The sequence below is a fragment of the Pseudosulfitobacter sp. SM2401 genome, assembly GCF_042932805.1.
GTDB lineage: Bacteria > Pseudomonadota > Alphaproteobacteria > Rhodobacterales > Rhodobacteraceae > Ascidiaceihabitans.
In genome coordinates, this window is the sequence record NZ_CP170633.1 from 3,253,254 (window position 1) to 3,277,119 (window position 23,866).

At 55.9% G+C, this 23,866-nt stretch carries 25 protein-coding genes; 13 read left to right on the forward strand and 12 right to left on the reverse strand.

The genetic code is table 11. The annotated features are described in order from the left end of the window. Nucleotides 1-133: 133 nt before the first annotated feature. From ACFIO0_RS15955 to ACFIO0_RS15975, 5 genes are all read right to left on the reverse strand, one after another. Nucleotides 134-643, reverse strand: a complete 510-nt coding sequence (locus ACFIO0_RS15955) for a DUF3035 domain-containing protein (protein WP_390911380.1) — start codon at nucleotides 641-643, stop codon at nucleotides 134-136. A gap of 53 nt (nucleotides 644-696) precedes the next feature. Continuing rightward, nucleotides 697-1,179 carry a signal peptidase II gene (gene lspA / locus ACFIO0_RS15960; protein WP_390911381.1) on the reverse strand — a complete coding sequence of 161 codons (483 nt, stop codon included), beginning with the start codon at nucleotides 1,177-1,179 and terminating at the stop codon, nucleotides 697-699. A 14-nt stretch (nucleotides 1,180-1,193) separates the two neighbouring features. After that, nucleotides 1,194-2,780, reverse strand: a complete 1,587-nt coding sequence (purH, locus tag ACFIO0_RS15965; protein WP_390911382.1) for a bifunctional phosphoribosylaminoimidazolecarboxamide formyltransferase/IMP cyclohydrolase — start codon at nucleotides 2,778-2,780, stop codon at nucleotides 1,194-1,196. Nucleotides 2,781-2,800: 20 nt separating this feature from the next. After that, nucleotides 2,801-4,543: a heparinase II/III family protein gene (locus ACFIO0_RS15970; protein ID WP_390911383.1), complete on the reverse strand. Its 1,743-nt coding sequence runs from the start codon at nucleotides 4,541-4,543 to the stop codon at nucleotides 2,801-2,803. A 94-nt stretch (nucleotides 4,544-4,637) separates the two neighbouring features. After that, nucleotides 4,638-5,912 carry a transcription antitermination factor NusB gene (locus ACFIO0_RS15975; protein WP_390911384.1) on the reverse strand — a complete coding sequence of 425 codons (1,275 nt, stop codon included), beginning with the start codon at nucleotides 5,910-5,912 and terminating at the stop codon, nucleotides 4,638-4,640. Between the two features lie 113 nt (nucleotides 5,913-6,025). On the opposite strand from ACFIO0_RS15975, the gene ACFIO0_RS15980 reads away from it, so the two are divergent. Next, the gene (locus ACFIO0_RS15980) at nucleotides 6,026-6,202 is read left to right on the forward strand and encodes a DUF1674 domain-containing protein (RefSeq protein WP_390911385.1); all 177 of its coding nucleotides are present in this window, start codon (nucleotides 6,026-6,028) and stop codon (nucleotides 6,200-6,202) included. A gap of 68 nt (nucleotides 6,203-6,270) precedes the next feature. On the opposite strand, the gene ACFIO0_RS15985 is transcribed toward ACFIO0_RS15980, so the two are convergent. Both ACFIO0_RS15985 and dapB read right to left on the reverse strand, forming a co-directional pair. After that, on the reverse strand, nucleotides 6,271-6,627 hold the full coding sequence (locus ACFIO0_RS15985) for a dihydrodipicolinate reductase (protein WP_390911386.1): 357 nt from the start codon (nucleotides 6,625-6,627) through the stop codon (nucleotides 6,271-6,273). Nucleotides 6,628-6,750: 123 nt separating this feature from the next. Then, a complete protein-coding gene (dapB, locus tag ACFIO0_RS15990) occupies nucleotides 6,751-7,566 on the reverse strand; it encodes a 4-hydroxy-tetrahydrodipicolinate reductase (protein WP_390911387.1) in 816 nt (271 codons plus the stop codon). Between the two features lie 94 nt (nucleotides 7,567-7,660). Here dapB and rbfA point away from each other — a divergent pair, with 94 nt between their 5' ends. The 7 genes from rbfA (at nucleotide 7,661) to rpsO (ending at nucleotide 12,539) form a co-directional block, all read left to right on the forward strand. Then, nucleotides 7,661-8,080, forward strand: a complete 420-nt coding sequence (rbfA, locus tag ACFIO0_RS15995; protein WP_390911388.1) for a 30S ribosome-binding factor RbfA — start codon at nucleotides 7,661-7,663, stop codon at nucleotides 8,078-8,080. Continuing rightward, complete coding sequence (locus ACFIO0_RS16000) at nucleotides 8,077-8,811, forward strand: phosphodiester glycosidase family protein (RefSeq protein WP_390911389.1); 735 nt, start codon at nucleotides 8,077-8,079, stop codon at nucleotides 8,809-8,811. The genes rbfA and ACFIO0_RS16000 overlap by 4 nt, the downstream gene beginning before the upstream one ends. 71 nt (nucleotides 8,812-8,882) lie before the next feature. After that, on the forward strand, nucleotides 8,883-9,788 hold the full coding sequence (gene truB / locus ACFIO0_RS16005) for a tRNA pseudouridine(55) synthase TruB (RefSeq protein ID WP_390911390.1): 906 nt from the start codon (nucleotides 8,883-8,885) through the stop codon (nucleotides 9,786-9,788). A 171-nt stretch (nucleotides 9,789-9,959) separates the two neighbouring features. After that, entirely contained in the window at nucleotides 9,960-10,451 is a 492-nt protein-coding gene (locus tag ACFIO0_RS16010; RefSeq protein ID WP_390911391.1) for a hypothetical protein, read from the forward strand. Between the two features lie 87 nt (nucleotides 10,452-10,538). Next, a complete protein-coding gene (locus tag ACFIO0_RS16015; protein WP_390911392.1) occupies nucleotides 10,539-11,051 on the forward strand; it encodes a DUF1643 domain-containing protein in 513 nt (170 codons plus the stop codon). A gap of 108 nt (nucleotides 11,052-11,159) precedes the next feature. Beyond that, nucleotides 11,160-12,119 (forward strand): calcium-binding protein, encoded by a 960-nt coding sequence (locus ACFIO0_RS16020; protein WP_390911393.1) that lies wholly within the window; start codon nucleotides 11,160-11,162, stop codon nucleotides 12,117-12,119. A 150-nt stretch (nucleotides 12,120-12,269) separates the two neighbouring features. Further along, complete coding sequence (rpsO, locus tag ACFIO0_RS16025) at nucleotides 12,270-12,539, forward strand: 30S ribosomal protein S15 (protein ID WP_390911394.1); 270 nt, start codon at nucleotides 12,270-12,272, stop codon at nucleotides 12,537-12,539. Between the two features lie 131 nt (nucleotides 12,540-12,670). Here the strand turns inward: rpsO and ACFIO0_RS16030 are convergent, their stop codons facing one another. Then, nucleotides 12,671-13,705 (reverse strand): ACP S-malonyltransferase, encoded by a 1,035-nt coding sequence (locus ACFIO0_RS16030; RefSeq protein WP_390911395.1) that lies wholly within the window; start codon nucleotides 13,703-13,705, stop codon nucleotides 12,671-12,673. Then, on the reverse strand, nucleotides 13,702-15,891 hold the full coding sequence (locus tag ACFIO0_RS16035) for a thiamine pyrophosphate-dependent enzyme (protein ID WP_390911396.1): 2,190 nt from the start codon (nucleotides 15,889-15,891) through the stop codon (nucleotides 13,702-13,704). The genes ACFIO0_RS16030 and ACFIO0_RS16035 overlap by 4 nt, the downstream gene beginning before the upstream one ends. Nucleotides 15,892-16,123: 232 nt before the next feature. Here ACFIO0_RS16035 and ACFIO0_RS16040 point away from each other — a divergent pair, with 232 nt between their 5' ends. The 3 genes from ACFIO0_RS16040 (at nucleotide 16,124) to pnp (ending at nucleotide 20,176) form a co-directional block, all read left to right on the forward strand. Further along, nucleotides 16,124-17,269, forward strand: coding sequence for a hypothetical protein (locus ACFIO0_RS16040; protein WP_390911397.1), 1,146 nt, complete (start codon nucleotides 16,124-16,126; stop codon nucleotides 17,267-17,269). Nucleotides 17,270-17,396: 127 nt separating this feature from the next. Beyond that, on the forward strand, nucleotides 17,397-17,780 hold the full coding sequence (locus ACFIO0_RS16045) for a hypothetical protein (protein WP_390911398.1): 384 nt from the start codon (nucleotides 17,397-17,399) through the stop codon (nucleotides 17,778-17,780). Between the two features lie 260 nt (nucleotides 17,781-18,040). Then, the gene (pnp, locus tag ACFIO0_RS16050; RefSeq protein WP_390911399.1) at nucleotides 18,041-20,176 is read left to right on the forward strand and encodes a polyribonucleotide nucleotidyltransferase; all 2,136 of its coding nucleotides are present in this window, start codon (nucleotides 18,041-18,043) and stop codon (nucleotides 20,174-20,176) included. Nucleotides 20,177-20,230: 54 nt separating this feature from the next. Here the strand turns inward: pnp and ACFIO0_RS16055 are convergent, their stop codons facing one another. Both ACFIO0_RS16055 and ACFIO0_RS16060 read right to left on the reverse strand, forming a co-directional pair. Next, a complete protein-coding gene (locus ACFIO0_RS16055) occupies nucleotides 20,231-20,845 on the reverse strand; it encodes a hypothetical protein (RefSeq protein ID WP_390911400.1) in 615 nt (204 codons plus the stop codon). Nucleotides 20,846-21,097: 252 nt separating this feature from the next. After that, on the reverse strand, nucleotides 21,098-21,883 hold the full coding sequence (locus ACFIO0_RS16060) for a phenylalanine 4-monooxygenase (protein ID WP_390911401.1): 786 nt from the start codon (nucleotides 21,881-21,883) through the stop codon (nucleotides 21,098-21,100). A 113-nt stretch (nucleotides 21,884-21,996) separates the two neighbouring features. Here ACFIO0_RS16060 and ACFIO0_RS16065 point away from each other — a divergent pair, with 113 nt between their 5' ends. Together ACFIO0_RS16065 and ACFIO0_RS16070 are read left to right on the forward strand one after the other, a co-directional pair. Further along, nucleotides 21,997-22,455: an Lrp/AsnC ligand binding domain-containing protein gene (locus ACFIO0_RS16065; RefSeq protein ID WP_390911402.1), complete on the forward strand. Its 459-nt coding sequence runs from the start codon at nucleotides 21,997-21,999 to the stop codon at nucleotides 22,453-22,455. 32 nt (nucleotides 22,456-22,487) lie between these two features. Further along, nucleotides 22,488-23,183 (forward strand): glycosyltransferase family 25 protein, encoded by a 696-nt coding sequence (locus ACFIO0_RS16070; protein WP_390911403.1) that lies wholly within the window; start codon nucleotides 22,488-22,490, stop codon nucleotides 23,181-23,183. Here the strand turns inward: ACFIO0_RS16070 and ACFIO0_RS16075 are convergent. After that, entirely contained in the window at nucleotides 23,180-23,833 is a 654-nt protein-coding gene (locus ACFIO0_RS16075) for a redoxin domain-containing protein (protein WP_390911404.1), read from the reverse strand. The genes ACFIO0_RS16070 and ACFIO0_RS16075 overlap by 4 nt on opposite strands. Nucleotides 23,834-23,866 lie beyond the last annotated feature (33 nt).

Genomic DNA, 23,866 nt, shown 5'->3' on the forward strand with positions numbered 1-23,866 from the left:
ATCATAAAATATCCTTTACTGGAATCCCGACGGGGATCTAGGTCTTGCCCTTAGAGATACGTCAGGCAAATCACGCTTCAAGCATGATGGCAAAAAAGTGAGAAGGAATGTTGAGCGCAAACTCGCCAGACGTTCAATCTTGCAAAGGCGCGCTAGGGGTCGCAACACCGGCACGGCGGTACTGACGCTCTACCACAAGCGGATCAAGCGCTTGGCGTTTGTACGCCTCGTTGTAGCGATCCACCGGAACAATTTTGTATTGTGTGAAACGGCCGCGGCGCTTGCGAAATGCCGCATCTTCAGTTGCCAAAGTTGCGCGGATACCTGCGCTGACGCCAAAGCGGCTGGCATAATTCACAACAGACCCGTCACGTCCGGGCACCGGCGCATTCGGATCACTCAGACGTCCACCGACCGCTGCGGCCCCATCTTGCAATGGTGTCGCGTCGGCAATGTTCACTTGTCCCGGTGTTGGTACCGGCAAAACGGAATAATTTTCAGGTGAAGACAATGGCTTGGCTGGATTGATGAGAAAATCATCAGGCCCATCACCACCATTGCGCAATTCACGCAGGCCAGTGTTCGCGCATGCTGTGACGGACAGCAGCAACATCAAAAAGGCAATCGGGCGCATCAGGCGCATCGGATTTCTCCCAAATCGGTTGGGGTTAGCAATATCGCAGGCACTTAGGGGTGTCACGCATCCTTTTTGCGCTGCTTGCTGTCTTTTGCAAAGAACACCAGCCCCAGCGCGCCAATCACGATAAACACATCGGCCACATTGTAGACCGTCGGGTTGGTCCAGCTACAGCACGACGAGTTCAGGAAATCCAGAACATAGCCATAATACACACGGTCAAAGACGTTTCCTAACGCGCCCCCCACCAACAAACCCGTGCAGATTTGAACCAATTTTGATTGATTGTTACGCAACACCCAACGTGTCACCGCGATGCAGATAATCAGTGCCACAACAATCAGTGTCCAGCGCGTGATCTCTGAATCACTGCTGAACAGTCCAAAGTTCACACCACGGTTTTCCCCGTAGCGAAAATTTAGAACCGGCGGCAGGAAATCAATTTCCTTGAACGGCGATACGCCCATCACATGGATCACGACATACTTGCTGATCTGATCGGCGATCAGGGCCAGCAGTCCAAACCAAATTATCAAACGCATCGTTACGAATCCTTTTAGTGGCGAAAGTGGCGCATGCCGGTGAACACCATGGCAAGGCCTGCATCGTCAGCGGCGGCAATCACATCGTCATCGCGCATCGAACCGCCCGGTTGAATAAGAGCGGTGGCCCCGGCTTCGGCTGCGGTGATCAAACCATCAGCGAAGGGGAAAAACGCATCGGACGCCACAACAGACCCTTGGGTCAGGGGGGCGGGCAAGCCCATCGCTTCGGCCATGTCGATGGCTTTGCGAGCGGCGATGCGGGTACTGTCAACGCGGCTCATTTGGCCGGCACCAACGCCAACTGTCGCGCCGTCTTTGACGTAGATAATCGCGTTGGATTTGACGTGTTTGGCGACAGTCCATGCGAACATCATGTCGGACAATTCCTGGTCCGTTGGCTGGCGCTTGGTCACGACTTTCAGGTCGTCCAGTGTGATAAATCCGTTGTCTTTGTCCTGCACAAGGTAGCCACCAGACACTTGGCGGATCGTTTGGCCAGCACTGCGCGCGTCAGACAGCCCGTCAGTGGTTAGCAAGCGCAGGTTCTTCTTTTTGGCGAAAACAGCGCGCGCTGCCTCATCGGCACCAGGCGCAATCACCACCTCAGTGAAGATAGCCGAGATTTCCTCGGCAGTTGGTCCGTCAAGCCGTTGGTTCAGCGCGATGATGCCGCCAAACGCGCTGGTGCGGTCGCAATCGAACGCACGGGAATACGCCTCGGCCAAGGTCGCGCCACGGGCCACACCGCAGGGGTTGGCGTGCTTGATAATCGCGACAGCGGGGCCATTGGCTGGATCAAATTCGCTGACCAATTCAAACGCCGCATCCGTGTCGTTGATGTTGTTGTACGACAGTTCTTTGCCTTGGTGTTGCTCAGCTGTGGCAATGCCTGTGCGCGCAGTCCCGTCGGTGTAGAACGCCGCGGTCTGGTGCGGGTTTTCGCCATAGCGCAGGGTCTGGGCCAGCGTGCCGCCAACCGTGCGGCGGCGCGGCGTGCCCTCAATCTGGGTCGCCATCCACGTGCTGACCGCCGTGTCGTAGGCCGCCGTGCGCGCGTAGGCGGTTTGGGCCAAACGCTGGCGCAATACGTAGGTCGTCTGGCCGTCGTTTGCCGCCAAATCCGCCAGCACCACGTCGTAGTCTTCGACATCGACAACGACGTTCACAAAACCATGGTTTTTCGCAGCAGAGCGGATCATCGCAGGACCACCAATGTCGATGTTCTCGATCATCTCGGCGTATTCAGCACCACGTTTCAGCGTTTCTTCGAACGGGTACAAATTCACCACAACCAGATCGATTGCGCCGATGTTGTGCTCGTCCATCGCGGCGACGTGGGTGGCATTGTCACGCAGCGCCAACAACCCGCCATGCACCACAGGGTGCAGCGTTTTTACACGACCGTCCATCATCTCGGGAAAGCCGGTGACCTCGGACACATCTTTGACCGTCAGACCCGCGTCACGCAGCGTTTTGGCCGTGCCGCCTGTGGACAGCAATTCGACCCCTCGTGCGGCCAAAGCAGTCCCAAATTCCACCAAACCGGTTTTGTCGGAAACAGAAAGCAAAGCGCGGCGAACAGGGTACAGATTGGTCATAGGGGGCAGGTCCTTTGGAATTAGTCAAACAGGTCTAGGTCATCGCGGCGTAAATCCCGCACGCCAATCGCAGTTTCCTGCGCTTTGGACAATGACCAGCGGATGCGCGTGGCATACTCCAATGCGCGACCAGATAGAACAATCTGTTGTGTCGCACGTGGCTTTAGGCGACCTTTTTCCAGATAAACGCTTGGTTCCAAAGATAATTTATGTTGACCGTCGTGTCGAAAAACCCAGATTTCACCGCTTTTGAGCGCCATCGACACCGCAGCACCGCCCAAATCCAGCGTCGCATCGACCTCTGGATGCAGATGAAAGCGGATATCGAACGGCACGCCAGCCAGTTTAATCGCATCCATAGACCGGTCAAATTGACGTTTCGGGATGTCTTCGAGCGACAGCAGCATGTCTTCGCCGGCCAACCCGCGCCCATCAAAAGTCAGCTCAAGCGTGCGGGCGTGCGTCAGCCCATGGATTTTTTCGAACCCGTTGTGCCCGCCCTGAAACCGCAGGCCATCGGGGGCGTGGCTGACTTCGATCGGGACGTGGTTGGGGGCGTCAATCAGCGTCTCAAGCGTGCTGGCGCGGTCCGCATCCCCCAGCCGCGCGCTAGAATAGCCATCCAGCACCAGGGTGGAATGCGAGGGGGTTGCCCGCCCGGCGCGGCGCCATTCAGCGCCAAAAGTTTCGCCCGACCCGCAGTTCACAATCAACGGGCGTCGACCCGAGGTCAGTTCAAACGCGAGGGTCGAGGCATGGGCAGAGCGCGAAGATGTCCCGCTTGGCGGCACATTCGCGTCAATGATAACACTGGTGCGGCCTGCAGACAGGCGCGCAAATCCCATCGACAGCCCATCCGGCTGCGCGTGCTTGACGCCGGCCGAGGCCAACGCGTGATCCAGCCACCCTTCTTGCCCGCGCCCACCACCGTGGAATCGTGCAAGGCTGCCGTCGGCATGGCGCAGGGTGCGCAGCGTCGGGGCGATCCGCTCGATTGCGGCCAGATGTTCTGGCGGGGTCGACAGGCTGGCTTCGTTCATCGCGGCTGCCGCCCACGTCAACAACGTGAACACGTGCAGCAATTCCTCGGGATTGCGGGTTGGCAGGCCACCTTCGGCGTCAATTTGCGATTTGCATTCGCGCGCCAACGCCTTGATCGCGGGTTGGGCCAACTGCTCCATCCCCTCTAGCGACAAACCCGCGTAGATCAATCCGGTTAGGGCCTCAAAACGCGGCAAACCGGGGCTAGCACTATGCCAGCGTTTGGACAGAAATGTGGTTTGTTGCGCGAGCGAGCGATAGAATGCTTCGGACGCGTCGCCATCCTGACCGCGCAAGACAAAAAGCGCGTGGTTGATCCAGCGGATCAGGCGGCGTCCGGTCAGGTCTGGCGTCCAGCCTGCCCCTTTGCCGCGCCCGTAGCGTTTGATCCATTCCCACAGCCATGCTTGTGCCGTTTCGCGCGTGCTGATGTCGCCGACAGACGCCAAATCATCGAGCCATGCAAACCCCTGAAGGTCGCAGTCAAACGCTGCATCAGGGGCGTTCAGCGCCCAAATCGACGTGCCCGGTGCTTCGATCAAATATCCGGCAAAAAGATAATTGCCCGCCACCAACTGTCGCCCGCGCGCAAAGCTGCCGATGGTGCGTGGTTCAGGCGACGACACGAATCCCGTCGCCGCGCGCGCACGTGTGGCCAACCGCGCGTGAATGCGATTGAGCAAGCGCGCCTTGCGGGCGACGTAGCCATTTTGGTCGGACATACTGCTCTGCCTTTGCACGCTCTTTGGGCGTTTGGGCAGATCATAGCCAATGCTTGCGTTTAAGTCACCGCTTTTCGCGCGACTGAATCGCGGCTCAGCCCGCTTTTACCAAAGCTGCGATGTAAAAGCCGTCCATGCCGCCCAGATCAGGCCAATAGTCAGGACGCAGACGCAGCCCGCCCTCGGATGTGATCCAGGCAGGATCGACGCCGGTAACCGCCAGCGCGTCCTTGGAAACGGTCATGTCAGGGTGGCGGCCCAGCGCCTCTTCGATCTGGACTTCGCCCTCGTCCGGCAGCAATGAACACGTGCAAAACACCAGGCGCCCGCCGGGCTTTAGCAAGGTCCACGCGTGATCCAGAATTTTTGCTTGCAGGTCGATCAAACCGCCGAAATCGGACCCGTCTTTGGCGTGTGGCAAATCAGGGTGGCGGCGCATCGTACCGGTTGCGGAACAGGGCGCATCCAGCAGGATCGCGTCGTATTGCCCTTCTAAAGTGAGTGCATCCGCCACGACAATTTCAGCGTTCAATTTGGTGCGGTCCAGATTTTCCTGCACCCGCGCCATGCGCGTTCGCGAAACATCAACCGCCGTTACTTTTGCGCCCATCGCCGCCAATTGCAGTGTTTTGCCACCCGGCGCTGCGCAAAGGTCTAGAACCCGCGTGCCTTTTGATGGCGCAAGAATGCGCGCAGGGATCGCTGCCGCACCGTCTTGAACCCACCACGATCCTTCAGAAAACCCGGGCATGGTTGAAACTTGACCCGCGTCTGTCACCCGCACAGACCCCGTAGGCAGAACGGTACCGCCGACCAAAGCGGCCAGTGCATCGCTGTCGCCAGCACGAGGCGTCAAATCCAACGGCGCACCGGCAAAATGGGCGATTTCCATTGCGCCAACGGCCTCGCCCCCCCACGCATCCGCCAGCGGGCTGCGCAACCATTTTGGCACCCGCGGCGGGCGCAATGCGGCCCACGCATCCGGCCCTTTGTCAGCCACTTTGCGCAAGACGGCGTTGGTCAGTCCCTTTAGCTTGGCATAGCGTTTGTGGCTGGAAACCACCTGAACCATCGCGTTGACGACACCGTGGGCGGGCGCGCCGTTGCACAGCTCATACGCGCCAACGCGCAACACGTTGTGCACAGTCAAAGGCGGGGTTTTCTGCATGAAAGGCTTCAAAACCCGGTCTGCCCGTTCCAAGCTGCGCAGGGTTTCTGTTGCCAATCGTTGTGCCCGTGCGCGGTCCGCGTATTCTAGTCGGTCCAGTGCGCCTTCGCCCAGAATTTCGGCCATCAAGCGGCCCTCACCCAGAACCTGATCCAGAATGTATGCTGCGCTGCGCCGTGCGTTAACACCTGTGTCTGCCATGCTATCGGACCTTTCGCTGCGCCAGATTAGAACTTGAATTTGAAACCGCTGCGCACTTGCCTGCGCGTAACGCGTGGCTATATCAACGCCAAGCGATCAAAGGAACCCAAACAATGACTGATCCGTCAAAGGACCTACCAGACGCCGCAAAACGCGCCTTGGCCGAAGCAGACGCACGGCGGCAAGCCAACGCTGAACTTGATTTGCCAAAAGAGCTGGGTGGCCGAAATGGGCCAGAACCTGTGCGGTTTGGCGATTGGGAACGCAAAGGCATTGCCGTCGATTTTTAAACGGCACCCCGTCGGCTTGCGTATAAATAATGGAATACGAGCGTAGCGAGTGCCTTTGGATCAGGTCGCTACTTCAACCGGAACTCAGCCGAATCGCCTTGGCCTTTGTCTGACGTAAACCGGATGCGACCGTCTTGGATGCGTACTTCTTGACAGTTGTATCCCATGGCGTCACCGCCCCAGAACAAGCTGCGGCAAAAGTATCCGTCGCGCCACGTCCAGTCACCGGTCACATCCCACTTCGCCCCTTTGCCAGCAATCTGACCATCCGGCCGCACCTCGATACGGATCAGTGGTCGTGACAGCGTTTTACCCGCCACCAACTGCACAAACTCAGCTTGGTTTTCGACCTTTTTAAGTTCGGCAAAAGCAGGGGATGCCAGCAATGCAATACTGGCAGAAACGATCGTCAGATAGCGGCGCATAAGGTGAACCCTCGTAAAAACTGTTACTACAGGTACGACCCTAGCAGCCGTTTGGTTCACAATCACAGGCAGAGATGCGGCGATTTTATGCCGATTGGGCGCAATTCACCTAAAATGGGCAGATCAGTCGTTCATTCCCAGCACGTCCAGCATGTCGTATTCACCCGGTTGCTGGCTCAGCCCCCAAAGGGCTGCCTTTAACGCGCCACGTCCGAACACCGCACGGTCCGTCGCCATGTGGCGCAAGACGATCCGCTCGCCTGCGGCCGCAAACATCACGTCGTGTTCACCCACGATATCCCCACCGCGAATGGCCGAAAACCCGATGTCGCCGCGTTTACGCGCACCCGTGATGCCGTCGCGCCCGCTGTCCATGGTGCCTTTCAAAGACACACCGCGCCCCTCGGCGGCGGCCTCGCCCAGCATCAGTGCTGTCCCCGACGGAGCGTCGACTTTGTGGTGATGGTGCGCTTCGATCACTTCGATGTCGAAATCTTCGTCCAGAGCGGCGGCCACCTTTTTGGTAAGCTGCGTCAGCAAATTGACCCCAAGGCTCATGTTGCCGGCCCGCACGATCACTGCGTGTCTTGCGGCGGGGGCAAGCTTTGCAATGTCATCCTCAGTCATGCCTGTGGTGCCGATCACGTGAACTGCACGCGCTTGGGCGCACAACTCAGCAAAGGCTATCGTCGCTGCGGGCGCCGTGAAATCTATCACAACCTGCGCTTTTGCAATCGCCTCTAGTGCGTCGTCCGTAACCACGACGCCCAGATCATTGCCGCCCATCGCAGCGCCCACGTCACGCCCGACCCAATCGTGGCCTGTACGCTCGATCGCGCTAACCAAATGCATCCGGTCGGACTCAGTAATCAGCTTGATCAACATCTGTCCCATGCGGCCAGAAGCCCCTGTCACCACGATCCCGGGAAGTGTGCTCATCTGATCAATCCTTAGATATGCGTAAGTCTGCTCAAACTCCTAGCGCGCAAAGCCGTCCTTGGCAAAGGGGCGCGCGCGCCTTACATGCACAAATATGGCAAAGAACAAATCACCCGAGGGCCGCGGCCCATCCCAGCGCATGCTACGTGTCGGCGAAGTTATCCGACGTGGGCTCTCCGAAGTGTTATCGCGTGGGGAAATCCATGACGCAGAGTTGAACCGCATGATGATCACCGTAGGCGAGGTGCGCGTGTCAGCCGATCTGCGGATCGCAACCTGCTACGTCCTGCCTTTGGGCGGCGATGGCAAAGACGATCTGCTTAAGATGCTGTCCAAGAACAAGCACGAGCTGCGCATGGTTCTGACACAAAAGTTGAAGCTGAAACATTCACCAGAGCTGCGGTTCCAGTTGGATCACACCTACGATCAGATGGAGGCCACCCGCGCCATGTTGGCCCAAGAGGACGTTGCCCGCGATATCGCCGCACCGGATCACGAGGAAGCACCTGAATGATCTGGCGCGCCGCATTTTTGTGGCTTGCTAGTGTCGCAGTTGCTCAGGCTGCCGACTGTCAGAACGTGGCCTTTGACGGCGACAACTTCAGCGTTTGCACTGTCGACATGACCCGCGAAAACCTGCGTTTGTTTCTGTATGACGATGCAGGCGACCCGTTTTCCCAATTTTCCAGGATCGACGCCCACCTCAATCAAAGCGGTGACAAGCTGGGCTTTGCGATGAACGCAGGGATGTATCACGAAGACCGCGCACCCGTCGGCCATTACGTCGAAGACGGCGTCGAGAAAATGCGCGTTATCCCAAACGCGGGGCCGGGCAATTTCGGGTTGTTGCCCAACGGCATCCTGTGCTTGCGTGAGGGGCGCGCAGACGTGTTCGAAACCCTGCGCTTTCAACGCGAGGCCCCCGCGTGCCAACACGCGACTCAATCCGGCCCGATGCTGGTGATTGATGGCGCGCTGCATCCACGGTTTCTGGCAGACGGGACATCGCGCTACATTCGTAACGGCGTTGGCACCAGCGCGGACGGGAAAACGGCGATGTTTGTCATTTCCAACGGCGCGATCAATTTCTACAAATTCGCCAGTTTCTTTCGCGATTACCTGAAACTGCCCCAAGCGCTGTTTTTTGACGGCAACGTCAGCCGACTGCACGCGCCTGATCTAAAACGCAGTGATTTTGGCCGCCGCTTGGGCCCGATCATCGGCACAGTTGTCCCCGATAAATAATCGCGCGAATTGACAGCCTGCCCAGCGCAGGCTAGGCGGCAATTTCCAATTCCAAAGAACGAGGGCGACGCATGGGCCGCACACGCAAAGGGCGCGACATTTCTGGATGGCTGGTGGTTGATAAACCTGCGGGCCTGACCTCGACCGCTGTGGTCAACAAGGTAAAGTGGGCGTTTCAAGCGAAAAAAGCGGGCCACGCGGGCACGCTTGATCCAGATGCAACCGGCGTTTTGGCTGTGGCATTGGGCGAGGCAACCAAGACGGTTCCCTACATCACCGATGCGCTCAAGGCCTACACTTTCACCGTGCGTCTGGGCCAGTCGACCAACACCGATGATGCGGAAGGCGAAGTGGTCGACACCTCAGATTTGCGCCCAGACGATGCGGCGATCAAAGCCGTGCTTGGCCAATTTGTCGGCGACATCATGCAAGTCCCGCCCAAGTTTTCTGCCGTGAAAATCGACGGTCAGCGCGCCTACAAACTGGCCCGTGACGGCGAAGATGTCGAACTGGCGGCGCGCCCTTTGTGGGTCGAAGAATTGTTGCTGGTCGGTCGCCCTGACGCCGATCACGTGACCTTGGAAATGACTTGCGGCAAGGGCGGTTATGTCCGCTCCATCGCGCGTGATTTGGGCGAGGTATTGGGCTGCTTTGGTCACGTGCGCGAATTGCGTCGCGTTTGGTCTGGCCCGTTTGACGCCAAAGACGGCCTGACCCTGGACCAGATCCAAGAACTTGCCCGTACACCCGAATTAGATACGCATTTGCGCCCTCTTGAGGAAGGCCTGCAAGACCTGCCCGAAGTCCGCGCCACACCAGAGGGGGCCACCCGTTTGCGCAACGGTAATCCGGGCATGGTGATCGCATCCGACGTCGAATACGGCGACGAAGCGTGGGCATCTCTCGAGGGCAAAGCCGTCGCAGTGGGCCGTTACAAAGCCGGTGAATTGCACCCAAGCCGCGTGTTCAACACCTAAGTCTGTAACAATTGTAACGCGCCTCACGCGCCTGTCAGCGGATCGCGGGGATTGTATCAGGCTTTGTTTCAAAATCATCGCATGACATCAGAGACGCGTGATCGCACCTTTTGCAGCACGGCGTTTAGCGCCAATTGTCCAGCAACAGAAATGCAATGATTGGACAGCACAATGACACTCACGAAATCCACAGTTTTCACCGTATTAACCGCAGGCGCATTTGGCACGATCGCGTTTGATCTGTTCGGCCAAGCCATCAGCCCGTTGTTCGGGTATGCCAAGCTGGCCCCAGTCGGCCTTGCCGGTGCCACGCTAAAATCGGTGTTCGGGGCGAACCCCTCAGGCGCTGCGCATTTATTGCATACGCTGACCGGTCTGATCTTTTACGTCGTGGGCTATTTCGCCATCGCACGCCCCGTTCAGCGCGCCATTTTGCCCAACCTGCATTGGAGCATCACAGCCACCGTTTACGGCGTCGCGCTCTGGATCTTTGCGCTGTACGGCGTCGCGCATTTGATTGCGGGCAACAAGCCGTTCTTGGGCTGGACCGGCATCACGTGGGTCGCGCTGTGGGGGCACATCGTCTACGCGTTGGTCGCCGCTTGGGTGCTGGAGGCAAAGGGCGTCGTGCTTGAAATCCCGCGCCGCACAGTACTGGCCTAATCACGCTGCCCGCCGATCTGACATTTGGGGTCGGCGGGCCCACACATCCGATTGACGCGGCGATGCCCGTCGCTCCATAACCGCTCCATGATCACCAGAACCCACACCAAAGGCGATGCGCCTTCGACCGCCGTTTATTCAGATTGCGAACGCTACCGTTATAGCCTGACGCGGGTCTGGGATGACGCAGGCCGCAAGGTTTTATTCGTGATGTTGAACCCGTCCACTGCCACCGAAGTGCAGAACGATCCGACGGTTGAGCGTTGCGAAAGACGTGCACGCACCTTGGGATTCGGGGCGTTTCGTGTGACCAATATTTTCGCGTGGCGCGACACCGATCCCAAGAATATGCGCGCGGCCAGTGACCCGGTTGGTCCGGAAAATGACGCAACGCTTTTGCAAGGGGCCGCGTGGGCAGATCAGATCATTGCGGCTTGGGGTACACACGGCGCGCATCGGGATCGCGGCGCAGAAGTTGCAGCATTACTAAAGGGTTGCGAGGTTCCACTGGCGCATTTGGGTCTGTCAAAAGCCGGCCATCCCAAGCATCCCTTGTACCTGCCCTACACCCAGCAACCGATCATTTGGGACATCGAATAGCATTAATCGACAGCCCGTTAACGACTTTATCTAAATACTTTTGTAACCTTACGCGATGTATGACTTAAGGACACTTGGAATAGTGCGCGCTTTTAGGTTGGAAATGTAATGCTCTGGTTAGCTGGTTTAATGGGTTTGATGGCCGTCGGGGCCGTAACGTTTGTAGAAGCAAGCGCTGATGAAGATGAGCCTGAACAGCCCCCGGCAGAAATCGACGTTGGCGAGGATGTTCCTAGCCTGAACGATGTTTTCGTGGGTGGCGATTTAGATGACAGCATCGATGGCGGCGAAGGTGACGACCAAATCGGTGGTTATGACGGGTCCGATACGCTGAATGGCGGTGCAGGCGACGATGACGTGCATGGCCAAGACGGCGACGATGACGTTTTAGGCGATGTTGGGAATGATACGCTGCACGGCGAAGATGGCGATGATGCGATTTTTGGCGGCGATGACGACGACACGCTTTATGGAAACAACAACGCTGACACGCTGAATGGCGGCGAAGGCGACGATGCCCTGCAAGGCTCCGCCGGGGACGACCTGTTGTTTGGCGATGCCGGTGATGACGCATTGCAAGGCGGTTTGGACAATGACACTCTGTCAGGTGGCTTGGGCGAGGATACCTTGTTCGGCGGATGGGGCAGCGACGCGCTCATCGGGATTATCGACGACGCTGACGTTGATGGCATACAGGACCTTGATGGTCAGGATTTTCTAAATGGCGGCGGTGGCAACGACCTGATTATTGCTGGCAACAACGATATCATCTCGTCTGGCGAAGGCACCGATGAAATCGTGCTTGGTGATTGGATTACCGAAGGCAATTCAGCCACCATTTGGGATTTCGATTCCGAAGGCGACAGTATCGTTTTGGTCTGGGATGACTTGACCGAAGATGAACCTGATGTAACCCTTCAGTCTGACCCCGAAGACGACAGCCTGATCCAAGTCATGATGAATGGCGTCGCTGTGGCAACATTAGGGGCCGAAGCCGGCTTGGACGTTGCCGACATCGCATTGATCCCGCAAAGCGTAGCTGCAACAAGCGGCATCGCAGGTCTGTAAGCGCAACGCGCAATAACTCTTTGCCATTTCCCACAAAACTTCCTATACGCGCCCATCGCTTGCGGAATCATTCGCACGATACCTCCACGGGCCTGAGCTGGACGACATCCCGGCCTGCGCCATCACACTAACCTTTTAAAGGAGACCCCGATGTCGATTACAGCTGAAGAAAAATCACGCTTGATGAAAGAATTCGCAATCAAAGAAGGCGACACTGGTTCGCCCGAAGTTCAGGTTGCGATCCTGTCCTCGCGCATCGCGACTTTGACAGAGCACTTCAAGACACACAAAAAAGACAACCACGGTCGTCGCGGCCTGCTGAAGATGGTGGCAACACGCCGCAAGCTTCTGGACTATGCACGCGCCAAAGACGAAGCACGTTACCAAGACCTGATCAAACGTTTGGGTCTGCGTCGCTAAACCGGATTTTTTGGGCAGTTGCCCAAAGATTTCTTGAAACCGCGCCCCAACCGGCGCGGTTTTTTGTCATCTCATCAAATTTTTGAAACCAGGGTTTCCTTCGATCTCACCGCGCAAGTGTGAAAAGACGTTTAAAGCAAAACCGTAGACCGCTGCGCCGCCAATCCCATTGAAACCAAAATCGGGTTCGCAATCTGACGCGTCATAAATTCCGATTTGCTACGCATACCCCGCCATTCTTCCAAAATGAGCGATTGCGCTACTGCGCCGCCCAACGTGTTGCCTGGTCCCGTCACAATGAACACATCCGGTGCCAGTTCACGAGCTGCTGTTTGTATCGCTTTGGTAAAATCGTAAGGCTGCGTTACCTGATGCCCGAAAGTGTATTCGTAAAGTGCCGAACAGTCGGTGCTATGCGGCCACCAAATCTCGCCACGACCATCAACCATTGGGATACTCGGCTGCCCAAACATTGCGGCATCAATGTTTTGTCGTCCCAAGGCGGCTATTGGCGACTGCAAATGCGTGTGAAAAGCCGCGTGATTTGGCAGGCGCATTGGATAGCGTCCTTGGGCTTGTGGAACCTGCGATTCAAAAGTCGTCAATCCAGCCTCATTGCCAGCCAAAACCAGCATTCCACCCAGATCAATTGACAAGGCCAACACGTGATCTGAACGTTTATCAATTTCGCGAACCGCATCCAAAATCGCGGATTTTGCCAACAGGTCATTCTGCCAGTCTTCGCCCACAAACGGATAGATCAATTGCCCACCGATCAGTTGCTTTTGCATCAAGGTGCCCATGGTGTTCACAACACGAAACCCGTCTGTCGCTGACAGGGCTCTGGCGACCGCCAACGCGATGTACCAACCCATCGAATTGCCGGTCACTCCGACAATTTCAATGTCATCAGGAATGCTTAGCGCGTCCGCATAAGACGCAGCATAAATCAGTGGCGAGGCCACATCACCGCGCGTATGCAAGCCTGCGGAGAACTGTCCTTCGCCGTCAAGTCTTGTGATTTCTGGCTGGCCTGCGTCCCTTCGCAGGTCATCAAATTCAGCAAACAAATGCGCCTTATCAGAATGATGTCGCTGCAAATACCCGTGCTCGGGTTTATTATAGGTGCCGCGCCCCGGGCAAATGATGACAGCAGTACGGCTCATGATGTGCCCCCAATCAAAGCGTTTGCCGCTTTGACAATGCCGTGAACAGACGGCAGTGGTGCTGCATATGCAGGCCCCGTTGCGATAAACGAATCTTCGGCTGTCACCCGCGCAAACGAAGCTATCCCGGCTTCAGCAAACATCGCCATCAACCCTTCGGACTGGCTGCCCGTGTCCCGACATTCATCAACGATCAGAACATGTGCGCACCCGTCCAGCGCTTGCATCAAGGCGTCTTTTGGTAACGGTGCCAGCCAACGCAAATCGATCACACGAGACTGAATATCTTGATCGTTCAGCGCTGATTGCGCTTTTCGCGACAAGTAGCACCCGTTGCCATATGTCACGATCGCAATGTCCGCTCCATCGCCATAGACACCCACCTTGCCCAGCGGGATACTTTGATCCGCTGACGGGTATATCCCCATGAACGCTCCGTCTTTTTCATCGAACAAGTCACGCATCGGATACAACGCAATGGGTTCCAAAAACACGACAACGCGCTGTTCAACACGCGCCAAACGCACGGCTTCTCGCATCATCATGGCAGCATCCGGCCCGTTAGACGGGCACGCGATGATCACACCCGGAATGTCGCGCAGCACGGCGATTGAGTTGTCATTGTGAAAATGCCCACCAAACCCTTTTTGGTAGCCAAGCCCCGCAATGCGCAGCACCATCGGATTGGTGAATTGACCGTTTGAAAAGAACGGCAAAGTCGCGGCTTCGCCACGCAGTTGGTCTTCGGCGTTGTGCAGATAGGCCAGAAATTGAATTTCGGGCATCGGCACAAACCCGTTCTGGCCCATGCCAATCGCAAGGCCAAGAATGGATTGTTCGTCCAGCAGCGTGTCGATGACCCGGTCCGGCCCAAAACGCGATTGCAGCTTTTGCGTAACGCCATAAACGCCGCCTTTGCGCCCGACGTCTTCGCCCATCACGCAAATTTCACCATGTTCCAGCATCAGATCGGTTAGTGCCCAATTGATCAATTTGGACATGGGCTGAGGCTGGTCCATGGCGCGAAGATCTGATCCGAAAGCCGCAGCGCGTGCCTCTGGCGTAGGTCCATTTGTTGGCTGGCAATCACGCGCGGGCGGGATCAAGCTGGCTTTGACCTCTTGCGCGGTTTGCAAACGCGGACGTTTGATAACCTGCGCGGCCACCCGTTCTGTGCGCGCGCAGGTTTCAGTGTAAATATCCAACGCCGCGTTCGGGGCAAGCGCACCAGCCTGCCGTAACAGGCGAACCGAATGCAGCAACGGATCGTTGGCCTCATCCGCCTCGACCTCGGCTTTGGGCAGATAGCTGGTCGCAACATCAGCGCCTGCATGGCCGTACAGCCGCACGGTACGCAGGTGCAAAAACGCAGGTTTACGATGGCGGCGCACATAGTCAGCCGCCTGTTTTGCAACCGCATGTGCCGCGTAAATGTCGAGCCCGTCAGTCTGAAAATACTTGATCCCCGGCCGGTACCGCATCGACATTTCGATCCAACCCGCCGGTGTTTTGGTGGATATCCCGATCCCGTTATCTTCGCACACAAACAGCAGCGGAAGCGGCGTGTTTTGGATGGATGTCCAGCCGGCAGTATTGATCGCGCCCTGCGCCGTTGAATGGTTCGCAGATGCATCCCCAAAGCTGCACATCACGATGGCATCATCATCGAACAACTTGTGCTCGATCGCGATACGGCGCGCGGCACCAATAGCATAGGCGGACCCAACGGCCTTGGGCAAATGGCTGGCGATGGTTGAGGTTTGCGGCGGGATCATCAGATCGCGTGACCCCAGCACTTTGTGGCGACCGCCGGAAATCGGATCATCCGAGGAACAGGCAAAGGACAGCAACATATCCCAAGCCATGTTTTGCCCCGGCACTTGGGCGGCACGGGCAATCTGAAACGCACCGTCGCGGTAGTGCAAAAATGCAGGGTCCGTGGGGCGCAAGGCATGCGCAACAGCCGCCATACCTTCGTGGCCAGAGGAGCCGATTGTGTAAAACCCCTGCCCCTGTTTTTGCATCTTGCGACTGGTGCGATCAAGCGCACGGCTAAGGCATTGAGAGCGGAACAGCGACACGGCTTGATCGGCCGGCAGTGTTTCATTCGCAGGTGCGCCAACCGGAAAATCATTAGCCGCCACCCGGGTCAGAAAATTGTCGTGAACGATGTCTGCGCGGTCCATAAATCTCTCCTGAGCGGTTGGCACAGGGTTACCCCAGCTTTGAAAACGCGCAAGGGGGGAAACGGCACGAAGTGTGCGGTGGGTTATACAAAAAACGCATAGGACGCGCGGTCGCCACACCTATTTCTTGCGTGGGTCGCCTTCGTGCGACATAGTTCGACTATATTTTAGCTTCCGTTTTATGCCCGCCTGTTTGTGGCGATTTGTATTTGTTTCGATCAAAGGTCTTTAAATGACGCACAAAACCGCACGCCTGATTGTCTGGCTGTCTACTGCTGTTTCCATGGTCGCTGTCGCATTGATCGTCACTGGATGGTTGTTGGTTGGACACAACCTTGGCGCGCGCACAAAAGTCATCAACTCAGCCGCCGAATTAGAAACTTTCCTAAGCGCCGCCGATGCAAAAGGCACAGTCGAGAACTCCAAAAGCGCGGATATCATTCGAATACCTACGGGGGTGTTCATCCAATCCGCATCCTTCAAATCCAGCACCGACGTCAATTTGATCGGTTTCATTTGGCAATACTATCCCTTGGATTTCCCGTTCGAGCGCGGTTTTTCTTTTCCCGAAGAAATCGACAGCTCGTTCGGGTTTGTCGAGACAGCGTATGACAAAACCATCATTTATAACGGCGCACCACACCAGTTGATCGGGTCGCGTTTTGATGTCACCGTGCGCCAGTCGTTCGATTATTCCAGCTATCCGTTGGATTTCCTGAATATCTGGCTGCGCATCTGGCCCAAGGATTGGACCGATCATGCCAGCATCATTTTGGTCCCCGATTTCCAAAGCTACGAGGCTGAACGCCGTGCGGATTTTGGGTTGGACGGCGATTTAGTGCAAGGCGAATGGGACATCGTGCGCACGTTTTTTAGCTATCAGAACATACGATACGACACGAATTTCGGGCTGTCTTCGCGGGCCAAAAACACCACGTACAACGAGTTTTATTACAACCTCGCAGCCGAGCGGAAATTCATCAATGCCTTCATCATAAATCTGGTGCCACTACTGGTGGTCAGCCTGCTGCTGTTCTCGGCGCTCATGACCATCTCGAATGACAAGGAGCAGGCGCGATTGTTCGGTTACAGCGCATCGGGCATTTTGGGCACCTGTTCTGCGCTGTTTTTCGTGGTGTTGCTTAGCCACATTCAGGTGCGCGGATTGTTCGTAGATTCGGGGCTGGTCTACATCGAATACTTCTATCTCGTGCTGTACGTCATGATCCTGCTGGTGGCGTTGAACGGGTATCTGTTTTCGTTGACGGGGGATCGGCGTGTGGCGCTGCTGCACAGGAACGATAACTTTTTGGCACGGGTCAGCTATTGGCCGCTGCTGTCGTGGTCATTGGCGGGCATGACGTGGTGGGCGTTGTGAAGCCAGCCCAATCTGCTAACGTTCCCAATATGACATTGTTCCAATCGCAAATTGGCGGCGGCTGTTTTCAGGTATCTTTTCTTTCACATCCAACACCCAAGACTTTTATCAAAGAGGACTAATTCAAATGAAAATTCGAAACACTTCTGTGGCGATAGGTGCCGCGATCATGGGCATGGCAATGCTGTCGCAGCCAGCGTTTGCTGATTGCACGCGCCACATCTACAACAAATCGAAAAATGTTTGGTCTTACGGGTTCACCAAATCCGTCGATGAAACGCTTGGCGATAATGCGATCATCATCGTCAGCGGGGCAACCGCGGTGATCGAACACGTCACAGGCGGAGAAGAGCCCAAGTGGCTACGCTTGGAAAAAGTGACCTACACGGATGGCAAGCCGCACTACAAAGCGTCGTTTCGCATGAATGGCTGTTACATCAAACATGACGGTCGAACCGATCGCGCCGTGCTGAATGATCCAGCGGACGGTGATGTGATCTTTATCGATTAGGTCCAAAACAGATGCAGCAGGGGACATAGAAATTCCCTGCTGCATTGATCAAGCGACAAAGCACATCGTCTAGCTGGCAGCAGCGACGTCTTGGGCTTTCGCGATCACACCCCAAACCACACATCCCTTCCCATCCTGCTCAATCTAGGGTATGCGCGCGCTATTGGGCGCTCGGACTCTAGCGCCCGAACAGACAATAAAGCGAGTCAGGGGCAATTCGGCCCCTATGCAATGGCCAATGGGCCAACAAGGAAACTTAGATGTTTAACGTTACAACGAAATCTATGCAGTGGGGCGAAGAGACGCTGACACTGGAAACAGGCAAAGTCGCGCGTCAAGCCGACGGTTCTGTCATCGCCACACTGGGCGAGACATCCGTTATGGCCAACGTCACTTTTGCCAAAAAGCAAAAGCCGGGTCAGGATTTCTTTCCGCTGACCGTGCACTACCTCGAACGCTATTACGCCGCCGGTAAAGTACCAGGTGGCTTTTTCAAACGCGAAGCGCGCCCGTCAGAAAAAGAAACACTGACATCGCGCCTGATCGACCGTCCGTTGCGCCCACTGTTCGTCCCTGGCTTCAAAAACGAAGTTCTGGTGATGTGTACAGTTCTAAGCCACGACCTGGTCAATGACCCTGACATGGTTGCGATGATCGCAGCCTCTGCCGCGCTGACGATCTCTGGTGCGCCATTCATGGGCCCAATCGCTGCGTGCCGTGTTGGTTTCTCGGATGGTGAATACATCCTGAACCCTGAAATCGACGACATGCAGGACCTGCGCCTGAACCCTGAACAGCGTCTTGATCTGGTTGTTGCCGGTACCAAAGACGCCGTGATGATGGTTGAATCAGAAGCCTACGAACTGTCCGAGGCAGAAATGCTCGGCGCGGTGAAATTCGCCCACGATGCGTTCCAGCCTGTGATCGATCTGATCGTTGATCTGGCCGAAGATGCTGCAAAAGAGCCGTTCGATTACCAGCCTGCTGATTATTCCGAACTGTCTGCTGCTGTTGCAGCCGCTGGCGAAGCTGGCATGCGCGCTGCATTCGCAATCGGTGACAAGCAAGAGCGTACAACCGCAGTTGCAGCAGCCCGCGCCACAATCATGGACGCGCTGAGCGAAGAGCAACAAGGCGACGCAAACCTTGGTTCCGCAATGAAGGGCCTTGAGGCGTCAATCCTGCGCGGCGACATCGTCAAAACAGGTAAGCGTTTGGACGGTCGGGCGACGGATGAAATCCGCGACATCGTTTGCCAAACCGGTTTGCTGCCACGTACCCACGGTTCTGCCCTGTTTACGCGCGGCGAAACCCAAGGTTTGGTTGTGACCACGCTGGGCACCGGAGACGACGAACAGTTCATCGACTCGCTGCACGGCAACTTCAAATCCAACTTCTTGCTGCACTATAACTTCCCACCCTATTCGGTTGGTGAAGCTGGTCGCGTGGGCCCTCCGGGTCGTCGCGAAATCGGTCACGGCAAATTGGCATGGCGCGCGTTGCAAGCCGTTCTGCCAGCCGCAACTGATTTCCCATACACGGTGCGCGTTGTGTCCGAGATCACAGAATCCAACGGCTCGTCCTCAATGGCGTCCGTTTGCGGTGGTTCCTTGTCCATGATGGACGCGGGTGTGCCGTTGAAATCTGCGGTTGCTGGTGTGGCCATGGGCCTGATCATGGAAGACAGCGGCGACTACGCCATCCTGTCCGACATTTTGGGCGACGAAGATCACCTTGGCGACATGGACTTTAAAGTGGCGGGTACCGAAAACGGCATCACGTCTTTGCAAATGGACATCAAGATCGCAGGCATCACGCCAGAGATCATGGAAAAAGCGCTCGAGCAGGCACGTGCCGGCCGTTTGCACATCCTTGGTGAAATGAGCAAAGCACTGACAGGTGCGGCTGACTTCTCGGTCCACGCCCCACGCATCGAAACCATGCAGATCCCAACGGACAAAATCCGCGAAGTGATCGGTTCGGGCGGTAAAGTGATCCGTGAAATCGTTGAAGTGTCCGGCGCCAAAGTCGACATCAACGACGAAGGCATCATCAAGATCGCATCGCCAAACGGTGACTCGATCAAGAAAGCCTACGACATGATCCACTCGATCGTGGCAGAGCCAGAAGAAGGCATGGTTTACACCGGTACAGTCGTCAAAATCGTCGATTTCGGTGCATTCGTGAACTTCTTTGGCAAACGCGACGGTCTGGTCCACGTGTCCCAAATCGAAAACCGCCGTTTGAACCACCCTTCCGACGTCCTCAAAGAGGGCCAAGAAGTGAAGGTCAAATTGCTGGGCTTTGACGACCGCGGCAAAGTCCGTCTGTCGATGAAAGTTGTCGATCAGGTTACCGGCGAAGAAGCCAAACCAGAAGCAGCTGCCGAGGAATAAACCCCTCTGTTAGCTTTCTAAAACTTGGGCCCTGTCGGAAACGTCGGGGCCCTTTTAGTTTGGTGTCTTAAGCGACAAAAACTGTGCCAAGCCAAGTGGATCATAACCCGCGTCCCTTACAAATGTCGGCAGCCAATAGCCTTCAAAGTATTTTGCCGGATCAGCTTTTTGACGCTGTGCTTCGGTCAGGCAAATCAGTCCATGCACCTCATTATTTTGCCAATGGATCATGATCCCGTCTGCGGTTACAGCACTGGGTGTATTGCCTTCGACTTCTAAGGTTGGCAGATTCGATGCGAAATTGGTGACCGGACAAGAGCATGATTCATCTCGCCACTCGCCCCAAAGTTGGACAATTTCGATTTCCAATGCGGTAAAGTAATCGAACAATGTTGGTTCAGTAATGGCCGGAAGCCAATCTTCTTCGGGAGGGTAGAGACCGGTTTCTTGTCGCAAATTATCCAATGAGTTTATAAGGCTGGTATCCGCTTCAATTTCATCTGCATGACCCACAGCCCAAAGCCACACGGTGCGCACGAACCTATTAAAATCGGAACCTTCGATTTGATCGAAAACCTCACGCCACGTGACCGAAACACTCTGTTCCTTGACCACATTTTCAAAGCCAACTGGGGCTGAGCGAGGGTATTCGGGTGGGTATTGGATCATTGATAATACCTCTGCAACAGACTTTGATCCAACATGTTGCGGCCCATATGCGTGCAAGAGTGGATGATAGCCGTCCACCCTGAAAAATGAGTTCAGCACGACATAGAAATGATCGTAGCAACCCTCCTACCATTCAGCCAACGGCGTGTCATAAGGCGATGGAAAAACATGGCGCGGGATATCAGTCACCACGTCATACTGAGGAAAGTAGGGTTTGGGATCAAGCCTGGCTGTTATTCTTGAATGAATGAGCTAAGCAGCATCGTCAAAAAGGCTCGGCAAATCCCCCAGTCGTGCAGCTTCATCCAACATCGCTTGCATGTCACACTCCAAACTGTTGGCCAGTTGCTCAAAACTGTCAATTTCAAAATACACCGGTTGCAGAATATCGATCCGGTAAGGTGTGCGCAGGACTGTCATCAGATCAAACGGCATCACTTTGGGGGCGTCTGTCATCGCATAGGCCAGCTCTTCTGGGCTGCTGATAATGCCGGCGCCGAACGCCTTGCGCGCACCGTTTTCACGGATCAAACCGAACTCAACTGTGAACCAGAACAGGCGAAACAGCCGCTCGGAATAGTCATTCCCCAAATCCAACGCCAACCGCCCGAACCGTTCCATAAACTGGCAAAACGCTTCGTTCGTCAGCATCGGGCAGTGGCCAAAACACTCGTGGAAAATGTCCGGCTCTTCGATGTAGTCGAAATGCTCGCGCCGCCGGATAAAGGTCGCGACGGGAAAGCGGCGCTCGCTGAGCAACGTCGAAAATTCATCCTGCGGGATCAGCGCATCCACTGCTTTGACCCCTGATCCGTTGATCGCATTCAGCCGCGCATTGATGTCGACAACTTGCGGTACCGTGTCGCCGATCATGCCGAGCGCGGCTTGCCCATCCAGATAGGCCGCACAGGCATGTGTCCGCAGATTTGCCATTTGCTGGTCGAACAGATCACGCCAAACGGCGGTTTCTGATGCGGTGTAGTGAAACAAGCCGTTCGCGCCGGCAATTTTAGACTCGTAATCAGCAGTTATTGGCATGGTTTTGTCCCTTATGGCTTTTGACTACGATCCCCCTAATTCTGCACAAAGTGCTTTCAATTCACTCGCAATTATGATGGGATTTGGAAAATTATCCATTCAGAGTCGAAAATATGAACTTTTCCAATCCAGAACGCGCGCTTTTGCAAGAACTGCAACGTGATTGCAGCCAATCCTTGGCACAAATTGCTCAGGTCTGCGGCATGGCGCAAAGCACGGTTTGGCGAAAGGTCCAAGAAATGGAAGCCAGCGGTGTCATCACATCCCGAGTCGCCTTGCTGAACGCTGCGCATTTGGGGTGCAAACTGACAGTGCTGGCGTCAATCACCCTTGCGGATCATGCCGAAGACACTGTCGCCGGCTTTGCCCGCTTGATCCAAGGTCATCCGGAAATCATCGAATGCCTGGCGACCTCAGGCGGGTTCGATTACAGCCTGAAAATCAAGGTTGCAGATGTAGAAGCCTACGAGCAATTCATGACCCACACCTTGTTGCGGTCCGATTATGTGCGCAGCGTCCAGTCCAGCTTTGTTCTGAAGGAATTGAAATCGACCACTGAATTGCCGATTTGAAGCGGACAGCGTTTGGGGTTAAGGCGTTGTCCATGCAATCGTTTATCATTCACATGTCCTCGGCCACCGCGCGACGTTCAAACGTCGATCGCCTGCTGACGGACCTTCCTGATGCGCAGGTGATCGAGGCTGCGACCGGTCAAGGCGTTCAAACCGCGCCCGGCAACCTGCACGTGCCAAACTATCCTTTCGCGATGGGAAATGGTGAAATCGGCTGCACGCTGTCGCACCGCAAATGCTGGCAGCACATTGTGGACAGTGGCGCCGACTACGCGCTGATTGCCGAAGATGACTTGCACATTGATACAATAGTTTGGCCCAGCGTGATGGCCTTGATCGCCGCACATATGACGCCCAATCATTTCATCAGACTGCCCGCAAAAGCGCGGGAAATTGCGGCTCAGGACATCGCGCGCGATGGCTTGGCCCGCTTCTTTTTACCAAAGGTCGTCGGCTTGCAAACCGTGTGCCAAGTGGTGGGCCGAAATGCAGCACAGCGATTGTTGGATGCGACGCAAAAACTGGATCGTCCCGTTGATACATTTTTGCAAATGCACTGGGTGCACGGCCAAAAAATCCACACGATCCTGCCGAACGGTGTGGCTGAATTAACGGCTGATCTTGGCGGTTCGACCATCCAAAAGAAAACCCGCACCAGCGGCAAGCTAGTGCGGGAAATTCGTCGGTTCAATTACAGGCGCGCGGTCAACGCACGCCCGCAAGTTTAGCCCGGGGCTTTGGTCTTGCGCAGGTAGGGCAGGATCGTTTCGAATTCACCAAACTTGGCTTTAGCGTCTTCGTTCGAAACCGTTGGCGGGATGATCACATCGTCACCCGGCACCCAGTTGGCGGGGGTCGCCACGCCGTTGCCTGTCGCCATTTGCAAGCCGTCCAGTGCCCGCAAAACTTCGGCAAAGTTACGGCCAACCGTCATCGGGTAAGTCATCGACAATTTCAGCTGTTTATCTGGTCCGATGATGAACACGGATCGAACGGTGGCGCTGTCGGCAGGGGTGCGCCCGTCTGGCAAATACGCCTCGGCTGGCAGCATGTCGAAGGCCTTGGACACTTCCAGCCCCGTGTCTGCGATAATCGGAAAACCAGCCGTGGTGCCTGCAACCTTCTCGATGTCGCCTTTCCACTTTTTGTGGTCCTCAACGCCGTCCACTGACACGCCGATCACCTTGGTACCGCGCGCCGCCCATTCGTCGGCCAACTGTGCCACTGCGCCAAATTCTGTCGTGCAGACTGGCGTGAAATCCTTGGGGTGTGAAAACAGAATCGCCCAGTCATCCCCAATCCAGTCGTGCAGTGTGATTGTGCCGTGGTCCGTGTCGACGGTCAGGTTAGGGATAGTGTCGTTGATGCGCAAACCCATGGGTCTCTCCTTTGATTGATTATCGATTATGTG